The following is a 16229-nucleotide window of genomic DNA, read 5'->3' as shown; positions in this document are numbered from 1 at the left end:
CATTGCTAGGTTCTAGCAACACAATGGGCACCTATAGCGTGCCGACTGCTGCCGTTAGAAGCGGGGTGGAGATCACATGTTCACGTTTAACGACTATACACACCAGTTGAGCGCGAGTCTTGGAAGGAAGGATGCTGTCGACAGAGCCCGGGTAACGCAAAGGGTGGGTTCGAAACCATAGTTTCGAACCCACCCTTTGACTGTGTGGTGTTGAAGCTTACTTCTCTACCGAACGGTGATCAGATCCTTCGATCTCATCGTGGTGTTCGTGAGCTGCTTCGAGTTCTGCCGGGGTGACCGGTGCGACGCGGTCCTCGAGGAAGAACTTGGCCCACTTGGCGCGGCGGCGCTCCTTCTTGGTGATCTTGCCGTCTTCATCAGGCTGAGCCGGGATGTAGGCAGGCGAGTTGTAGGAGACCAGCTGCCAGCGGTCGTACTCGCTGAGCTGGGTGTGCTTCTCGTGGAAGCCGCCCTCTGGGCTCATCAGTACGATGCCGGATTCGCTACCGTGCAGGACGGTCTCGCGGTCCTTGCGCTGAAGCGCGAGGCAGATACGGCGGGTAATGATGAAGCCGAGGATTGGGCCCAGGAAGAACAGGACGCGTAGCCAGTAGGTGACGTCGTTGAGCGAAACCTTGAAGTGCGTTGCTACGAGGTCAGAGGACGCTGCCGCCCACATGACGCAGTAGAAAATCACACCTGCAACACCGACGGCCGTACGGAACGGAGCGTTACGTGGACGGTCGAGGATGTGGTGCTCGCGGTTGTCCTTGGTGATCCAGCGTTCGATCCATGGCCAGCCGAACATCAGGGCGAACAGGAACAGTGCCGGGCCGAGCGCTGGCAAGAGCACTGCGAATGCGAAGGTGTTGTCACCCCAAGGGAGCGATACAACGCGCTCGAACGAGAAGTCGCCGAGCATACCTGGCATGAGACGCAGCGCGCCGTCAACCCAACCGATGTACCAGTCAGGCTGAGTACCAGCGGAGACCGGCGATGGGTCGTATGGACCGTAGTGCCAGATCGCGTTGATCTGGAACACGCCCGAGATGAATGCCAACGCACCGAAGACGACGAAGAAGAAGCCGCCAGCCTTTGCTGCGTAAACAGGACCAACTGGGTAGCCGACAACGTTGTTGTTGGTGCGGCCTGGGCCAGGGTACTGGGTGTGCTTGTGCACTACGACCATCATCAAGTGGACAACGATCATTGCGAGGATCATCGCTGGAACCACGAGGATGTGCAGCACGTAGAGGCGAGGAATGATGTGTTCGCCTGGGAACTCGCCACCGAACAGGAACATCGAGATGTAGGTACCGACGACCGGGATCGCCTTGATAACACCGTCGATAATGCGCAGACCGTTACCGGAGAGGAGGTCGTCTGGCAGGGAGTAGCCGGTGAAGCCTGCCGCGAGGCCCAAGATGAGCAGTACGCAACCGACAACCCAGTTCAGTTCACGTGGACGGCGGAACGCGCCGGTGAAGAACACGCGCAGCATGTGAACGGACATTGCAGCTACGAAGAGCAGTGCAGCCCAGTGGTGCAGCTGGCGCATGAACAGGCCACCGCGAACGTCGAACGAGAGGTCGAGTGCGGTGTGGTAGGCCGCCGACATGCCGATGCCCTGGAGACCAGGGTAGGAGCCGGTGTAGGTGACGTGCGTCATCGATGGATCGAAGAAGAACGTCAGGAACGTACCGGACAGCAGGAGGATCACGAACGAGTAGAGGGCAACCTCACCGAACATGAATGACCAGTGGTCTGGGAAGACCTTGCGGCCGAACTCCTTGACAAGCGCCTGAGCGCCGGTACGGGTGTTAACGAAGTTGGCAATGCGACCAGTTTTGGTCTTTGCCTGGTATTCAGTCACTGTGTTGGTCATAGTGATCAACCACGCTCCCAGTAGCTCGGGCCGACAGGCTCCTGGAAGTCGCTACGGGCGACAAGGAAGCCTTCATCGTCAACGGTGATTGGAAGCTGCGGCAGAGCGTGCGACGCCGGGCCGAAGACAACCTTGCACTCCTGCGTGAGGTCGAACGTCGACTGGTGGCATGGGCACAGCAGGTGGTGCGTGTGCTGCTCGTACAGTGCGATCGGGCAACCGACGTGGGTGCAGATCTTGGAGTATGCAACGATGCCGTTGACGTGCCAGTCTTCACGGCCAGGGGAGATGTGCATCTTCTCTTCAGACAGGCGCATGACCAGCACAACAGCCTTGGCCTTTTCGTTGAGCTTGTTCTCCTTGAGCTCGTTGAGGCCTTCAGGGATGACGTGTACTGCGGAGCCGATCTGGATGTCGGAAGCCTTGATTGGCAGACCGGAAGGGTCACGAACCAGGCGAACACCTTCGTGCCACATCGTGTGACGAAGCTGGTCGACCATCTGGTTTGCGGTCTTCTTGCTGCGGTCAAGGTCGCGGAACATGAAGATCGCTGGCAGCGGTGCGATTGCTGCTGCACCGATGAGGGTACCGGTGAGGACCTTACGGCGGCTCATACCGGACTCTTCAATGATCTCTTCCATCATCTGCTGAGCTTCAGCACGGCCAGCTTCTGGGGCAAGCTCGTGGCGCTCTTCAATGACCTCGTGGTCTGGCATGAGGGACTTAGCCCAGTGGATGATGCCGAGACCGATGCCGAGCATCGCGAATGCGGTACCCAGACCGATGAGGGTGTTCTGCAGACGCAGCTTGGTGCCGATTTCGATGCCGGTGTGGCCGACACCGAAGTAACCGAAGAAGAACAGGATTGTTCCCAGGATCGAGATCAGGAACAAAACGAAGACCTGGCGAGATGCTCGCTTTTCAGCCTTCGGATCAACGTCGGTGATACGCGGGGTGTGCGGCGGTAGACCGGGGTTCTGGAACTCCTTAGAAGTTCCCCCCTGACCGACCGGATCGACGGCACCCGACGTGTGCGGGTTGCCGTGACGTTCGTCGCTCATAGTGGCTTACTACCTTCTCTTAGATGTGCAAGTGGAGATGACGTATGCGTCCCCGGCCGGAGCCGGGGAGCACGTGGATCATTAGGCGCGACGCGACGTGATCCAGATGGTGAACGAGATGATCAGGGCGAGGCCGCCTGTCCAGATGAACAGACCCTCAGCCACAGGACCCAAACCACCGAGTGGGAAGCCGCCTGGGTTGCCCTCGTTCTCAAGCATCTTGAGGTAACCGAGAACCTGGCGCTTCTGCTCAGGCGGGAGGTTGGTGTCGTTGAAGACTGGCATGTTCTGAGGACCAGTGACCATGGCCTCATAGATGTGCTTCTCGGAAACGCCGTGAATGGTTGGTGCGTACTTACCGCGGGTCAGAGCACCACCGGATGCACCAGCGTTGTGGCACATAGCGCAGTTGACGCGGAAGATCGTACCGCCGTCAGCGATCTCTTCTGAAGTCAGGTTGGAGTGGTCCAGAACGTCGTCAGACGGAATAGCTGGGCCTGCACCGAGGGAAGCGACATAAGCCGAGAGGTCGGCGGTCTGCTGCTCGGAGAACTGCTTTGGCTTGATCTGAGCCTGTGGGCCCTGCATCTGCATAGGCATACGGCCGGTGCCAACCTGGAAGTCAACTGATGCTGCACCTACACCAATCAGGCTTGGGCCAGCAGGGGTGCCTTCGGCGTTAACGCCGTGGCAGGTTGCGCAGTTAGCAGAGAAAAGCTTGCCGCCGTTTTCTACGTCACCCTCGGCGACAGCCTGGGCGTCAGCATTGGCGGAAGTTACGGAACCGGCAATTGTGTATACACCACCGGTCGCTACCAAGCCGAGCACAAGCAAGGCGAGGAGAGCGAGGGGCGATCGCCGGCGCTGGGACAAAGCCTTCACGTGCGGATCCTCAATTCGGGTTTGTGGGCAATGAAGTGATGACGGGCTACGCCGCGTACTACTTCAGGATGTAGATGATGATGAACAGGGCCACCCACACTACGTCGACAAAGTGCCAGTAGTAGGAGACGACCATGGCAGAGGACGCTTCATGGGCACCGAAGTTGCGTGCCATGTAGGTACGTCCAATGACGATCAGGAAGGCAATCAAACCGCCGATCACGTGAAGGCCGTGGAAGCCCGTGGTGATGAAGAAGGCGGAGCCGAAGGCCGACGACGAGAACGTCACGCCTGCCTGTACAAGTTCGGCGTACTCGAAGGACTGCACGGCAACGAAGATGGCACCCATCAGGAACGACAGGATGAACCATTCCGCCAGCCCCCACTTGCTGATCTCGAAGATTCCACCGGTACGCCGCGGAACCGCAGGCTTACCGTGTGCTTCAACCTTGTTCACACCAATCTGGCACGTGAACGACGAAAGCACGAGGATCGTCGAGTTAATCAAGGCAAGAGGGAAGGCCAGGTGCTGGGTATCCGCAGCCCAGACGTCTGGCCTTGTGGCCTTGAGGGTGAAATACATGGCAAAGAGAGCCGCGAAGAACATCAGTTCGGACGACAGCCAAACGATGGTTCCGACGGCCACCATGTTGGGGCGGCGAGGAATGGCCTGCCCCTGCTTGCTGAGTGATGAAGTCGCAGTGGTCACGGATCCATTATCCCTATTTAGATCGATTTTGCCCAACGGCACGCCGCTTCAGATGTCTTGCATGACCGTTTAACCGCTTACTCACGGGCTTTTGAAGGTTTCGCAACATAGGCTCCGGCATGTCGCTGTCAGTCTTATAAAGCACTAGGTGGCCATTAACCGGAAAGAGTTACATGATTGTCGTCACGTTCACCGCTTGTTGCCACGTGACCTTGTAATCTGGCCACGTGACGATGACTAATGAAACTTTCACCTGGCCCGAGATCCTCGCACCCCTTATTGATGGTCGTGACATTTCGACAAGTCAGGCCGCCTGGGCGATGCGGGAGATTATGCAAGGTTCCGCAACCGACGCTCAGGTTGCAGGCTTCTTGACCGCATTGAGGTCGAAAGGTGAAACGGTTGATGAGTTCACAGGCCTCGTTGATTCGATGGTCGCGGCCGCTCGTCCGCTCAATGTAACGGGTGAGACCCTCGACATCGTCGGCACCGGCGGTGACCGCCAGAACACCGTCAATATTTCGACGATGGCTTCGCTGGTTTGCGCTGGTGCGGGCGCGCGCGTCGTCAAGCACGGTAACCGTGCAGCATCCAGCTCGTCGGGCTCAGCTGACGTGATCGGGGCGCTCGGAGTCCGGCTCGACATCGAACCGGAGAAGCTCCTATCTGTTCTGGAGAAGGCTGGACTGACGTTTTGCTTCGCTCAGGTATTCCACCCATCGATGCGGTTTGCCGCTCCTGCACGAGCGCAACTTGGCGTGCCGACGGCATTTAACTTCATGGGTCCGCTCACCAACCCATCGGACCCGAGCGCGTCTGTGATTGGTTGCGCGATCGCTCCAATGGCGCCGATCATGGCTGGCGTTCTGGCCAAGCGCGGTAAGCGGGGGCTCGTGTTCCGCGGCGAAGATGGCCTCGATGAGTTCACAACCACCGCGTCTAATAAGGTGTGGGAAGTCCGTGACGGCAACATCGAAACCTTTATGTTTGATGCTCAGGACATCGGTGTTCCGCGGGCCACCCTGGACGACTTGCGCGGCGCGGACGCTGATCACAATGCTCAGGTGGTGCGCGATGTCTTGGCGGGGGAGAAGGGCCCTATTCGCGATGCGGTTCTGCTCAACGCAGCTGCCGCACTGGTTGCTTTCGATCAGGACGCAACAGGCTCTTTCAAAGATCGGATTGCAGCGAAGTACTCCGCCGCAGAGGAATCGATCGATTCGGGCGCCGCTCAGAAGGTGCTCGAAGCATGGGTATCTGCAACCCAAGAAAGCTAAGCAATTTAGGAAAGCTCAACGGCAGACCTAGGGGATAAGACCTAGGAACAAATGGCCTAGCAAACAGTGAGGCGTGGCTAGCTCGTTCCGGAGCTAGCCACGCCTCCACGCGTTAATGGGAATAGCGCTTATTCGATTTACTCGAGGCCAAGGGAGAACGCGGCTTCGAGATCGTGCTGCGAGAAAGCACGGAAGGCGATGTTTGTGGTCGTGGACACGACACCCTGAACCTTGTTGAGATGGTTCGGAATAACCTCGGCGAGGTCTTCGTGGTTCATGACACGGACGATCGCGATGAGGTCCCAGTCGCCACCTGCAACGGAATAAACCTCAGATACGCCCTCGAGCTCAGAAATCTCCTGAGCCGTTTCTGGAATGCGATCGGCTTCAACGTCGATCATGACGAATGCAGTAATCATGACAATCCTTATCTAAATCCTGTTAGCCAAGTCCTGTTAGCCACTTTACGCGCGAAAAACGAACGCGGCGCATAGACACGTAAATTATGGGAAACGGTAGGGAAGTGGCGGGTGTGTTGTGCGCGAGACGGTCTCGCCCGCTAGACGACATTCCCTACTAGACAGTTCTTACTAGACACGGTGGCGCATAAACAGACCGCTGATCATGCGCCGGCCAATCAGGAACAAGAAAAGCACACCTGCGGTGACGAGGATGAATGGCAAGGCCGCGGTCGAGCCGGCGATAACACGTAGCAAAATGCCCAGGATGACGACGAGGCCCCAATAGATAAAACCGTGCGGCCAGATTTTCCAGTAAGTTTCCCAACCACGCGTCACAGCGAATGCGATCAGTACGGCAACCATGAACGGCCATGCGACCTTGAAAATGCCGCCTGCGCTGAGTTCCTCGTTGTGCGAACTACGACCAGTGGTTGCAAAGACAACCATGAGCGCGAGGTCAACAATGAGCCACAGGATCCACACGAAACGTTGCATACTCATAAGTCTATGCGGGAGAGGGGCGCACGGAGCGTCACATGAGGGAACATCTCGTTGCCGGGGCGCGCCTCTCAGCACTACTTGACATAATGTAGATTATCGGCGTTTCATATAGGATGCCGAGAACGCGCCGATGATGCGTACACACAGTGCGATAATGATGCACATGTCCTCTGAACTCAATGAAACACGCGACGACGAAACACACGACGAGACCGTACAGCCATTGCCACTCGTGCACGTCGGCGATCCAGTTTTACGTCAGCTTTGCAACGACTGGGACGGCAACGATACACCTGAGTTGCGTGAGCTCGTCGACCGCATGGTTGCCACAATGCACGATGCGCCAGGCGTTGGTGTCGCAGCACCTCAAGTTGGCGTGAACTTGCGTCTAGCGGTCCTTGAGGACATGTGCGACATCCCAGAAGGTTTCGCTCAAGCGCGCGAGCGCGAAAAGCTCGAACTCATGGTCGTACTCAATCCGTCCTATGAGCCAATCGGAACCCGCACCGCGACACATTACGAAGGTTGCCTCTCGATGCCCGGTTACACCGCGGCGGTCGAACGCCCAGCCGATATCCGCGCGACCTGGCTTGGCCTTGACGGAGAACGACACACGCGCGAACTCTCAGGCTGGCAAGCCCGCATCTTCCAACACGAAACCGACCACCTCGCCGGCATCATCTACATCGACAAGGCCCATATCCGCAGTATCTGCACCGATGAGAACTACGCGCACATGTGGGCTTCACCAACGGCCGACGAAGCCCGGGAAGCGTTGCACTTCTAAAGCGATTCTATCGCTCCCACTCCCCTTACACAAGGGTTCAATTGATGACAATAGATAATACAAACACTGCAGCGAGCACCGCTCCCTGGCCACTCACGTGCCCCGTATGCGGCACCGACTCAGCGCCGCTAACCGTTCACCGCAAGGAAAACGGTAAGCCGACCTTCGCATCGTGCGCTGAGGGCCACCGATTCGACGCGGCGCGCCAAGGCCACATCAACCTACTGACGGGACGCGGCACCTCATTCACGCCGGACACCCGCGAGATGGTCGCATCACGGGTCGAGTTCCTCGATTCCGGGCACTACGAACCCATCGCACAAACCATCCGCACCGCCATCGCGGAACACGCGGGTCACACCATCGCGAATAATGATTCATGCGCCTCTCCCCTCGTGCTCGACGCCGGATGCGGCACGGGCTATTACCTCAAGCACGCTTTGGACGGGCTTGCAGGATACGCGCGTGGGCTCGGATTCGATATGTCGCCGGCGGCCGCCCAGCGTGCCGCGCAGGTCGAGGGCACATTGTCGCTCGTGTGGGACGTGTGGCGCGCGTGGCCCGTGGCTTCGCATTGTGCCGACGCAATCCTCAGCGTGTTTGCGCCGCGCAACTGGGCAGAGTTTCACAGAGTCCTCAAGGCCGAGGGCGCTCTGATCGTAGTGACTCCCCTACCCGAACACCTCGTGGAAGTACGAGAGCTCGCGGGCCTTCTACAGATTCACGAACACAAGCAACAACAGCTTGTTGAGGAAGCCGACCGCCACGGCTTCGCGCTGTCCGGCGAATACACCATCAAACGTTCGATGCAGCTGACTCACGATGCGGTTGCCGCGCTAGCGCACATGGGACCTGCCGGCCACCACCAGAGCCGGGCTGAGATCACCCAACGCATTGAACGAGAATCGATCGAGCTCACGCCTGACGAAACCGAGCTGGCTCAGCTGAGCGTCACGTGCAACGTTCAAGTCAGCGTCTTTACGCAAAATCTCGCATAAGGCCCGCATAACCTCCCATAAAAGATCGACTCATGCCAAAATAAAGCCATGATGCAATGGATCCTCGAAAACGGGTGGGCCTTCTGGCTCGTCGTGATGCTCCTGTTGCTGGGCATCGAAATGCTATCGCTCGATTTATGGTTCGCGATGCTTGCAGGGGGCGCCCTCGTCGCGACCTTCACTGCGCTGGCAGATGCCGAGTTCTGGCTCCAGCTCATCGTGTTCAGCGCGGTTTCGCTGATCCTCATGTTGACGCTACGTCCGTTCGCGATGCGGATGTTGCGTAAACGAACGTCAGACGGGCGTTCCAATGTTGACCGCCTCATCAACAGCCACGCCGTCGTGTTAGAGCGTGTCACCCACCACACCGGGCTGATCAGCATTCACGGCGACACCTGGACCGCCCGCACGACCCTCGCTCAAGGCATCGCACCCGGCGAACACGTCGTCATCGATCGTGTCCAGGGTGCAACCGCCTACATCTCCCCTGTCCGGACATACGAAAGCTAAAACATGTCACCGTTTGAATCCTCTTCGGAGCCATTCATCTCCCCGGCGCTCGTTGTTGCGCTCGTGGTCGTGATCATTGCGCTCATCGTCCTCGTCAAGTCCATCCACATCATCCCGCAGGCCCGCGAACGCATTGTTGAGCGCCTCGGTCGCTACCACCGCACAGCTAAAGCCGGCCTGACGCTTGTGGTTCCTTTCATCGACCGCCTCGGCCCGGTCATCGACCTGCGTGAACAGGTCCAGACCTTCCCGCCGCAGCCTGTCATCACCGAAGACAACCTCGTGGTCAACATCGACACGGTCGTCTACTACCAGGTGACCAACGCGAAGGACGCGACCTATGAGATCGAGAACTACATCCGCGCGGTTGAGCAGCTGACCACCACTACCCTGCGTAACGTCGTGGGTGGCATGAACCTTGAAGAAGCGCTGACCTCCCGTGACCGCATCAACGGCCAGCTCCGTGGCGTCCTCGACGAGGCGACCGGCAAGTGGGGCATCCGCGTATCCCGCGTAGAGCTCAAGGCGATCGACCCGCCAATGTCGATTCAGGACTCGATGGAAAAGCAGATGCGCGCTGAACGTGACCGCCGCGCCGCGATCCTCACCGCTGAGGGTGTCAAGCAGTCCCAGATTCTGACCGCTGAAGGTGAGCGCCAGGCTCAGATCCTCAAGGCTGAAGGTGAAGCGAAAGCCGCTGTCTTGCGCGCGCAGGGTGAAGCTGAAGCGATCCGCAACGTCTTCGAGGCCGTCCACTCGGCTGATGCGTCGCCTAAGTTGCTTGCTTACCAGTACCTGCAGCAGCTGCCTAAGATCGCCGAAGGCGAGTCCAACAAGCTGTGGTTCATCCCGACCGACGTGACCGACGCCATGAAGGGCCTCGGCAACGCGTTCGGTGCGACTGGGGCGAGCTTCGGTAGCGCGTTCGGCGCAGACTCTGCTGACACGGATGGCTCTGCCGAGCCCGGTGAGAAAAACTAACGCCGAGAAAAACTAACGCCGAGAAGAACTAAGGCATTACTTTTCCAGGTATAACGGTGAGTGCGGGAATAATCTCGCACTCACCGTTGTTGAACCCGGAGAATGAATCATCACGACAAGCTAACACTGAGGAGAATGTGTGAGCGATCGCAGCCTACGCGGTATGCGTCTTGGGTCTCAGTCGATGGAGTCCGAAGCAGGCGTTGAACCTGCAGCACGCCAGACCGTGACATACGAGACCGAAGACGGCGAACGCATGGACGTCGTATTCGCCCTCGAAGCCGAAGTACCTACCGTCTGGTACACCAAGACCGGCAAGAAGGCTAAGCGGATTGACGGTGGCGAAGAGGAACCGACCAAGGAAAAGCCTGTCCGCACCCACTGGGATATGCTGCTTGAACGCCGCTCGTTCGACGAGCTTGAAGTGATCCTCAAGGACCGCTTGAACCAGCTCCGCGAAGCCCGCGGAGAGAAGCCAAAAAAGTGAATTCAAAGAAGTAAACGCTTCCCCTGAACTTAAGCGTGTGGGCGGTGTCGACATTGGATGTCGACACCGCCCACACGCTTAACGTTACAAGTCGCAGGCTTCTAGCCGTGGACTTCTAACCTCTAAGCAAGCTCGCGAGCTTCTTGGCGCGAGCCTTCAAACCCCACTTGACCACGTTCAGTAGCGCCTCAACGATGATGTTGCCGCTCATCTTCGACTCACCCAGCTCACGGTCGATGAAGGTCACGGGAACCTCCACGATCTTGTGGCCAGCTAACGCAATCTGGAACGTCATATCGATCTGGAATCCGTAGCCCACGGACTCGATCGAACCGAGCAACTCATCCGTAAGAATCTCAGCCTTGTAGGCACGCATGCCTGCAGTGATGTCTTTGAGATTGAGCCCCAAGAAGAAACGGGAAACAAACGATCCCGCCTTCGAAAGAACCTTGCGGGACGCAGGCCAGTTCTTGACCTCTCCCCCAGGCACCCAACGGGAACCGATCACTGCAGCCGCGCCGCGCTCAATCGCACGGAGCAAACGAGGCAACTGTTCCGGCTGATGCGAGCCATCCGCATCCAACTCGATCAAGACGTCGTAGCCGCGTTCCTTGCCCCACTCGAAACCTGCAAGGTAAGCAGCGCCGAGGCCCTGCTTACCAGGACGATGCAGAACGAAAACCTGAGAGTCATGCTCCGCGATCTCATCGGCAAGTTTGCCGGTACCGTCCGGGGAATTATCGTCAGCGATCAGAATGTCGACGTCCGGTACAGCTGAACGGACCCGCTTGACAATGCTTTCGAGCGTCTCGATCTCGTTGTAGGTAGGGATGATAGTCAGTACACGCACAGTGGTCATTCTAGCCCTTCCGATCCGCTGTGAAGTTCACCGTGCAAGCCCTTGCCGTCCCACAGGATCTCGCCGTGACGAACGGTAGCCCAGCATTCCGGCAAGGAATCGGCTTCAAGGTCCGGAAGCATCGGGGTACGGGCTCTCGCGTCCGTCGAGAAACTGGTTCGTGAAAGGTCAGTCGACCCCACGATGAGCTCGCTCGGCTCCCAGATCGCGAACGTCGCAGCGGCACCCCAACGCAATACACCAGCGGTTGGGTCAGGGATGTTGAGTGCACGGTAGCCGGCGCGCGTGTGCGCGAGGAAACCTGCGCGTGCGGGAAGAGTCTGTCCCGCATCGTGGTGATGCATAGCGGACCGAATCGTCTTCCACGGCAAAGCGTGAGTCACCGGCGCATCCGAGCCAAACACGAGCGGCACGCCTGCCGCAGATAGCGAACCGAACGGGTTCATGCTTGCCGCACGCTCAACGCCAAGGCGAGCCTCATACATGTCGCCCGCGTGGCCCCACAACTCATCGAAACGAGGCTGAACACTCGCGGTCAGGCCAAACTCCAACATCGCCTCGATGTGATGGGCCTCCAACATCTCAGCGTGTTCGATGCGGTGACGCTGCTGACGGATAGCCCGCGCGCCCACCTCCTCAGCGGCGCACCTGTACCCCTCGAGCAAAGCGTCCAAAGCGGCGTCACCGATCGCGTGGAAACCGGTTGGAATGCCAGCGTTGACGCACGCAATCACGTGCGCAGCAACCTGTTGCGGGGTCAACAGTAGTTGCCCCTTCTCCCCCGGCGCATCCGCATAGTCGTGCCGCAAAGCCGCCGTGTAGGCGCCGATCGAGCCGTCCATCGACAAGTCCCCGCCGATGCCCGCCAGACACCGGTAGCGGCTGTTGGAGGTGAAAGAGTCGGCAAGCTCGCGCGCTTCCGCTTCGGTCTCGACAAGCTGCGCCCAGAACGCATGTACCGACGGGAGCGCCTGCGCTTCTTCCTCTCCCGCGGCGAGCAGAACATCGAGGTCCCGGCGGCCCGACACGTGCGGCGCCGACATCTCCGTGACCAGCGCGTGCCCGGTTTTCGCGAAGCTGCTCAGAGCTGCGCGTTGCCATAAGCGGAGTTCGTCGTCGCTTGCAGTGAGCGCCCACTCGCGCAGAACGTGATGTTCATGCTCGCTCATCCATGCACCGTCAAGATCCCCGGATGGAACCTCAAGCCCGGCCGCAGTCAGCGCCGCGCTCGAAGCGAGAGCCGTGTGCAGATCCCGGCGAAGCACGTACGCCGGGCGCGAGCCCACAGCACGGTCCAGCTCCGCGACAGTCGGCAAGACTGCAGCATTCGCGTCGGCATCCGCATCAGCATCGGAGCTGTCCTGTGCCCCTGGATCGTCCCACAGGGTTTCGTCCCAACCGGAAGCCAGCACGCGTTGCTTGGGATCAAGGCCCTTAGCGTAGCGGGACAATTCGTCGAGAAACTCCTGCTTGGAGCGGACATGATCCAGCTGGAGGGTTGCCAAGTGCCGGCCCGTCTCGGTGATGTGCGCGTGCGAATCCACGAACGCCGGAGCGATCAGCGCCCCCTCTACATCGACCACGGTCATCGCGTCCGACATGATGCTCTTCGCGGCAGCGTGGGTTCCCATCCACGCGATGGTTCCGTTCTCAACCAACATCGCTGTGGCGAACGGGTCCTCCGGCGCGTAAATCGCAGCGCCGACGTACATGACCGGCTTAGTCACCTGTTTCCTCTTCTTCTAACGCTTCTTCAATCACCGATGACGCATCCACGATGCCTCGCGAGATCAGGTCTGCGGCGGCCGATGCGGTCGCACACACATCTGGTGCGATCGCCTCGTTGCTCGCGATCTGACCCAGAAAATCGATGGTCTGCTTAGCCCAACGCACAAAATCGCCGGCCTCGATCGGCGAGGCGAACAGCGCGTCAGCGAGGTCTTCGCCCATCGCCCAGCTGTGCATCGGCTGAACGAGCGAACAGTCCGGTGCCGGCGTGGGTTCGATGTGGTGCTTCTTCTCGAGATGAGTGAGCTCCTCAGCGATGCTGACGGCTTCATCCCAGATGGGACGCACAGCGGTCGGCCATACGTGCGGAACCACATCCGCATCGCGCTTAGGCATGAAAACAAACATCGTCGCGGCGGCCGCCATCGCGGCCGGAGACAAACCAGAAAACAGGCCCGTGTTGGCCACGAGGCACGTCAGCAGGTCGCGTTCGCCGTACATGCGCAACATCACTGTGCCGGCATCCGTGACCCGAGCTTCTTGGCCCCTGCCCTTGACGTAGCCGACTTCTTCAAGAACGTGCAGCACACGGTCGAAAGTCCGCGCGATCGAATTGGTTCGCGCCTGGATCTCGCCGTGGATCCGGTCCGTATCCCGCTTGAGACGCTGATACCGTTCGGCCCAGCGCGCGTGTTGTTCCCGCTCGGGGCACTGATGGCACGGATGAGCCTTGAGTTTAGAACGCAACTCCTCGATGCGCTCTGTCGCATCCTGCTGTCCAGGGAATGCGAAGCCCACTGACGCCTGACGATGTTTCTGAGAGCTGTTAGCGACAGCGTTACGTGCGCGGCGCGCCAGCTCGATCCGCTCCTTCGGTGAGGCTCCCTTGAAGGATTTAGGCACCTTGACACGAGCCAGCACCTCGGCCGGCGTGTCCAGGTCGTTGACGCTCAAGCGGCGGCCCGCGCCTTCCATCGTGACAACGAATGGCCGCGGATCCCGCAAAGATGGGCTCGGCTGCGTCACAACGACCACGCCAAGCCCACGGCGTCCCCCGACCTCGATGATGTCACCGCGCATCAGCGAATCCAAGGACATCTCGATCGCGCTCTTGCGCGCCCGATTCCGACCCGACGATGCGGCCTTCTCCGCCGCCGAAAGCTCGGCGCGAAGCTGCGCGTACTCCTTGAAGTCGCCCAGGTGGCAAGCCATCGCCTCCGCGTAGCCATCGAGGGACTCTTCACGTGAATCGAGTTGGCGAGCAAGACCAACAACCGATGCGTCGGCCTGGTACTGGGCAAATGAACGTTCGAGGACCTCACGTGCCTTCGGAGCACCCAAGCGTCGCACGAGGTTGAGGCTCATGTTGTACGTCGGGCGGAAACTAGAGTTCAGCGGATACGTACGCTTAGAAGCCAAACCAGCAACCTCGCCCGGCTCCATGCCGCGATGCCACGTCACAACAGCGTGACCCTCGACATCGATGCCTCGGCGGCCAGCACGGCCCGTGAGTTGGGTGTACTCGCCCGGGGTGATCGGCACGTGGGTTTCGCCGTTGAACTTGTCGAGCTTCTCAAGTACCACCGAGCGCGCCGGCATATTGATACCGAGCGCAAGGGTCTCGGTCGCGTACACGACCTTGATCAAGCCACGGACAAACAACCGCTCAACGGCTTCCTTGAACACCGGAACCATCCCCGCGTGGTGGGCCGCGACACCTCGCAGCAGACCCTCACGCAACTGCCAGTAACCCAGCACATCGAGATCTTCAGCTGGCAGGTTCTGGGCCACCTCATCGAGCTCTTCGCGAATCAGCCGTTGCTCATGCTTATCTGCAAGCCGAAGACCCGCGTTGATGCACTGCTGAACCGCGAGATCACACTGCTTACGCGAGAAAATGAACACGATCGCAGGAAGTAGCTGAGCTTTCTTGAGCGTCATCACAACGTCGGGGCGTTGCGCCCGCGACGGCACCAGATGATATTCCTCATGTTGCTCATGCCCGATGCGTCCATGCTCGCTGCGGTCAGCCCGGTGAGCCGCGTATGTCTCCCCGCGGCTATAGCGCAGCGCATCCTCTTTGAATTCCTTGGCACGCCGCGAACGTCCACCTTGACGCCCGCGCCCGCGGCCATGACGGCCGCCGCGGCGCCCCTTCTGATCGCGGCGTCCACGCTCATCACGCCCATGTGAACCGCCGCGAGGCGAACGCCAGTCCCGCAAACCATCGCGAGAATTCTGTTGTTGTGCCAACCGCATCAAGTGCGGATTCACGAGCTGATCGACACCCGCGGTCTCGTCGAAAGAAACATCCTCAGCAAACAGATCTACCAGCTGCTTACCCACCAAAACATGCTGGCTCAACGGGACTGGCCTGTGCTCGGTCACCACAACGTCGGTGGCTCCACGCACCGAGTTCAACCAACCGCCGAACTCCTCCGCGTTCGAAACCGTGGCCGATAGCGAGGCAACTTGAACCCGCTGCGGCAGGTGCAAAATCACTTCCTCCCAGACAGCACCCCGGTCCTTATCCGCTAAATAGTGCACCTCATCCATGACCACATACTCGAGTCCATCGAGCGTCGTCGACCCCGCATAGAGCATGTTGCGGAGAACCTCGGTGGTCATGACAACGATGGGCGCTTCCGAATTGATGCTCGTGTCACCCGTCAGCAGGCCGACGTTGTGTGCGCCATACGTCTGGGCGAAGTCAGAAAACTTCTGATTCGATAGCGCCTTGATCGGCGTCGTGTAGAAAGCCTTAGTTCCACGGGCAAGCGCCAAATGAACCGCGAATTCGCCCACGATGGTCTTGCCGGCTCCCGTAGGTGCCGCCACCAGCACGTCGCGGCCCTCTTCAAGGGCTTCGCAGGCCGAGAGCTGAAACTCATCCAAATCGAACGAAAACGTTGATGCGAACCTGCCCACTTCGGTCCGGCTCCGACGCTGCCTTTCCGCGGCTGCTTGGAAACGTTCGGCGGGGCTGAGCCCCTCTACTTCAGATGACACGTCTTGTCCTCGATACATTCTTGACTCGGGCTGGGCCTCTCACAGAGGAACCCATGGTGGCGGTCTCAAAGAGTTACATACGGACGATGTTTGC

At 59.3% G+C, this 16229-nt stretch carries 15 protein-coding genes; 6 read left to right on the top strand and 9 right to left on the bottom strand.

The features are described from left to right. Window positions 1-217: 217 nt before the first annotated feature. From qcrB to ctaE, 4 genes are all read right to left on the bottom strand, one after another. A complete protein-coding gene (gene qcrB, locus JOD50_RS08675; protein ID WP_204881207.1) occupies window positions 218-1885 on the bottom strand; it encodes a cytochrome bc1 complex cytochrome b subunit in 1668 nt (555 codons plus the stop codon). Window positions 1886-1890: 5 nt separating this feature from the next. Further along, the gene (qcrA, locus tag JOD50_RS08670; RefSeq protein ID WP_204881206.1) at window positions 1891-2946 is read right to left on the bottom strand and encodes a cytochrome bc1 complex Rieske iron-sulfur subunit; all 1056 of its coding nucleotides are present in this window, start codon (window positions 2944-2946) and stop codon (window positions 1891-1893) included. Between the two features lie 81 nt (window positions 2947-3027). Next, on the bottom strand, window positions 3028-3828 hold the full coding sequence (gene qcrC / locus JOD50_RS08665; RefSeq protein ID WP_204881205.1) for a cytochrome bc1 complex diheme cytochrome c subunit: 801 nt from the start codon (window positions 3826-3828) through the stop codon (window positions 3028-3030). 58 nt (window positions 3829-3886) lie between these two features. Next, window positions 3887-4537 (bottom strand): aa3-type cytochrome oxidase subunit III, encoded by a 651-nt coding sequence (gene ctaE / locus JOD50_RS08660; RefSeq protein ID WP_109302949.1) that lies wholly within the window; start codon window positions 4535-4537, stop codon window positions 3887-3889. A 233-nt stretch (window positions 4538-4770) separates the two neighbouring features. Between ctaE and trpD the strand changes: the two genes are divergently transcribed. Next, the gene (gene trpD / locus JOD50_RS08655) at window positions 4771-5814 is read left to right on the top strand and encodes an anthranilate phosphoribosyltransferase (RefSeq protein WP_204881204.1); all 1044 of its coding nucleotides are present in this window, start codon (window positions 4771-4773) and stop codon (window positions 5812-5814) included. Between the two features lie 137 nt (window positions 5815-5951). On the opposite strand, the gene JOD50_RS08650 is transcribed toward trpD, so the two are convergent. Both JOD50_RS08650 and JOD50_RS08645 read right to left on the bottom strand, forming a co-directional pair. Further along, on the bottom strand, window positions 5952-6233 hold the full coding sequence (locus tag JOD50_RS08650) for an Lrp/AsnC family transcriptional regulator (RefSeq protein WP_204881203.1): 282 nt from the start codon (window positions 6231-6233) through the stop codon (window positions 5952-5954). A 171-nt stretch (window positions 6234-6404) separates the two neighbouring features. Then, window positions 6405-6770 carry a DUF3054 domain-containing protein gene (locus JOD50_RS08645; RefSeq protein ID WP_204881202.1) on the bottom strand — a complete coding sequence of 122 codons (366 nt, stop codon included), beginning with the start codon at window positions 6768-6770 and terminating at the stop codon, window positions 6405-6407. 160 nt (window positions 6771-6930) lie between these two features. Here JOD50_RS08645 and JOD50_RS08640 point away from each other — a divergent pair, with 160 nt between their 5' ends. The 5 genes from JOD50_RS08640 to JOD50_RS08620 all read left to right on the top strand — a co-directional run bounded on the left by JOD50_RS08640 (window position 6931) and on the right by JOD50_RS08620 (window position 10539). Beyond that, window positions 6931-7563 (top strand): peptide deformylase, encoded by a 633-nt coding sequence (locus JOD50_RS08640; RefSeq protein WP_204881201.1) that lies wholly within the window; start codon window positions 6931-6933, stop codon window positions 7561-7563. 44 nt (window positions 7564-7607) lie between these two features. Beyond that, the gene (locus tag JOD50_RS08635) at window positions 7608-8561 is read left to right on the top strand and encodes a methyltransferase domain-containing protein (RefSeq protein WP_204881200.1); all 954 of its coding nucleotides are present in this window, start codon (window positions 7608-7610) and stop codon (window positions 8559-8561) included. Between the two features lie 48 nt (window positions 8562-8609). After that, window positions 8610-9071 (top strand): NfeD family protein, encoded by a 462-nt coding sequence (locus JOD50_RS08630; RefSeq protein ID WP_204881199.1) that lies wholly within the window; start codon window positions 8610-8612, stop codon window positions 9069-9071. A gap of 3 nt (window positions 9072-9074) precedes the next feature. Beyond that, window positions 9075-10052 carry an SPFH domain-containing protein gene (locus JOD50_RS08625; RefSeq protein WP_204881198.1) on the top strand — a complete coding sequence of 326 codons (978 nt, stop codon included), beginning with the start codon at window positions 9075-9077 and terminating at the stop codon, window positions 10050-10052. A gap of 139 nt (window positions 10053-10191) precedes the next feature. After that, on the top strand, window positions 10192-10539 hold the full coding sequence (locus tag JOD50_RS08620) for an RNA polymerase-binding protein RbpA (RefSeq protein ID WP_204881197.1): 348 nt from the start codon (window positions 10192-10194) through the stop codon (window positions 10537-10539). Window positions 10540-10654: 115 nt separating this feature from the next. Here the strand turns inward: JOD50_RS08620 and JOD50_RS08615 are convergent, their stop codons facing one another. Genes JOD50_RS08615 through JOD50_RS08605 form a run of 3 tightly spaced genes read right to left on the bottom strand, consistent with a single transcriptional unit; the run spans window position 10655 to window position 16135 of the window. Further along, window positions 10655-11389 carry a polyprenol monophosphomannose synthase gene (locus tag JOD50_RS08615; RefSeq protein WP_204881196.1) on the bottom strand — a complete coding sequence of 245 codons (735 nt, stop codon included), beginning with the start codon at window positions 11387-11389 and terminating at the stop codon, window positions 10655-10657. Between the two features lie 5 nt (window positions 11390-11394). Then, window positions 11395-13125 (bottom strand): amidohydrolase family protein, encoded by a 1731-nt coding sequence (locus JOD50_RS08610; protein ID WP_204881195.1) that lies wholly within the window; start codon window positions 13123-13125, stop codon window positions 11395-11397. Then, window positions 13118-16135 (bottom strand): DEAD/DEAH box helicase, encoded by a 3018-nt coding sequence (locus tag JOD50_RS08605; protein ID WP_338052084.1) that lies wholly within the window; start codon window positions 16133-16135, stop codon window positions 13118-13120. The genes JOD50_RS08610 and JOD50_RS08605 overlap by 8 nt, the downstream gene beginning before the upstream one ends. Between the last annotated feature and the right edge of the window lie 94 nt (window positions 16136-16229).

The sequence above is a fragment of the Pseudoglutamicibacter cumminsii genome (assembly GCF_016907775.1).
GTDB classification, from domain to species: Bacteria; Actinomycetota; Actinomycetes; order Actinomycetales; family Micrococcaceae; genus Pseudoglutamicibacter; species Pseudoglutamicibacter cumminsii.
This window is presented reverse-complemented; position numbering and strand designations above follow the sequence as displayed.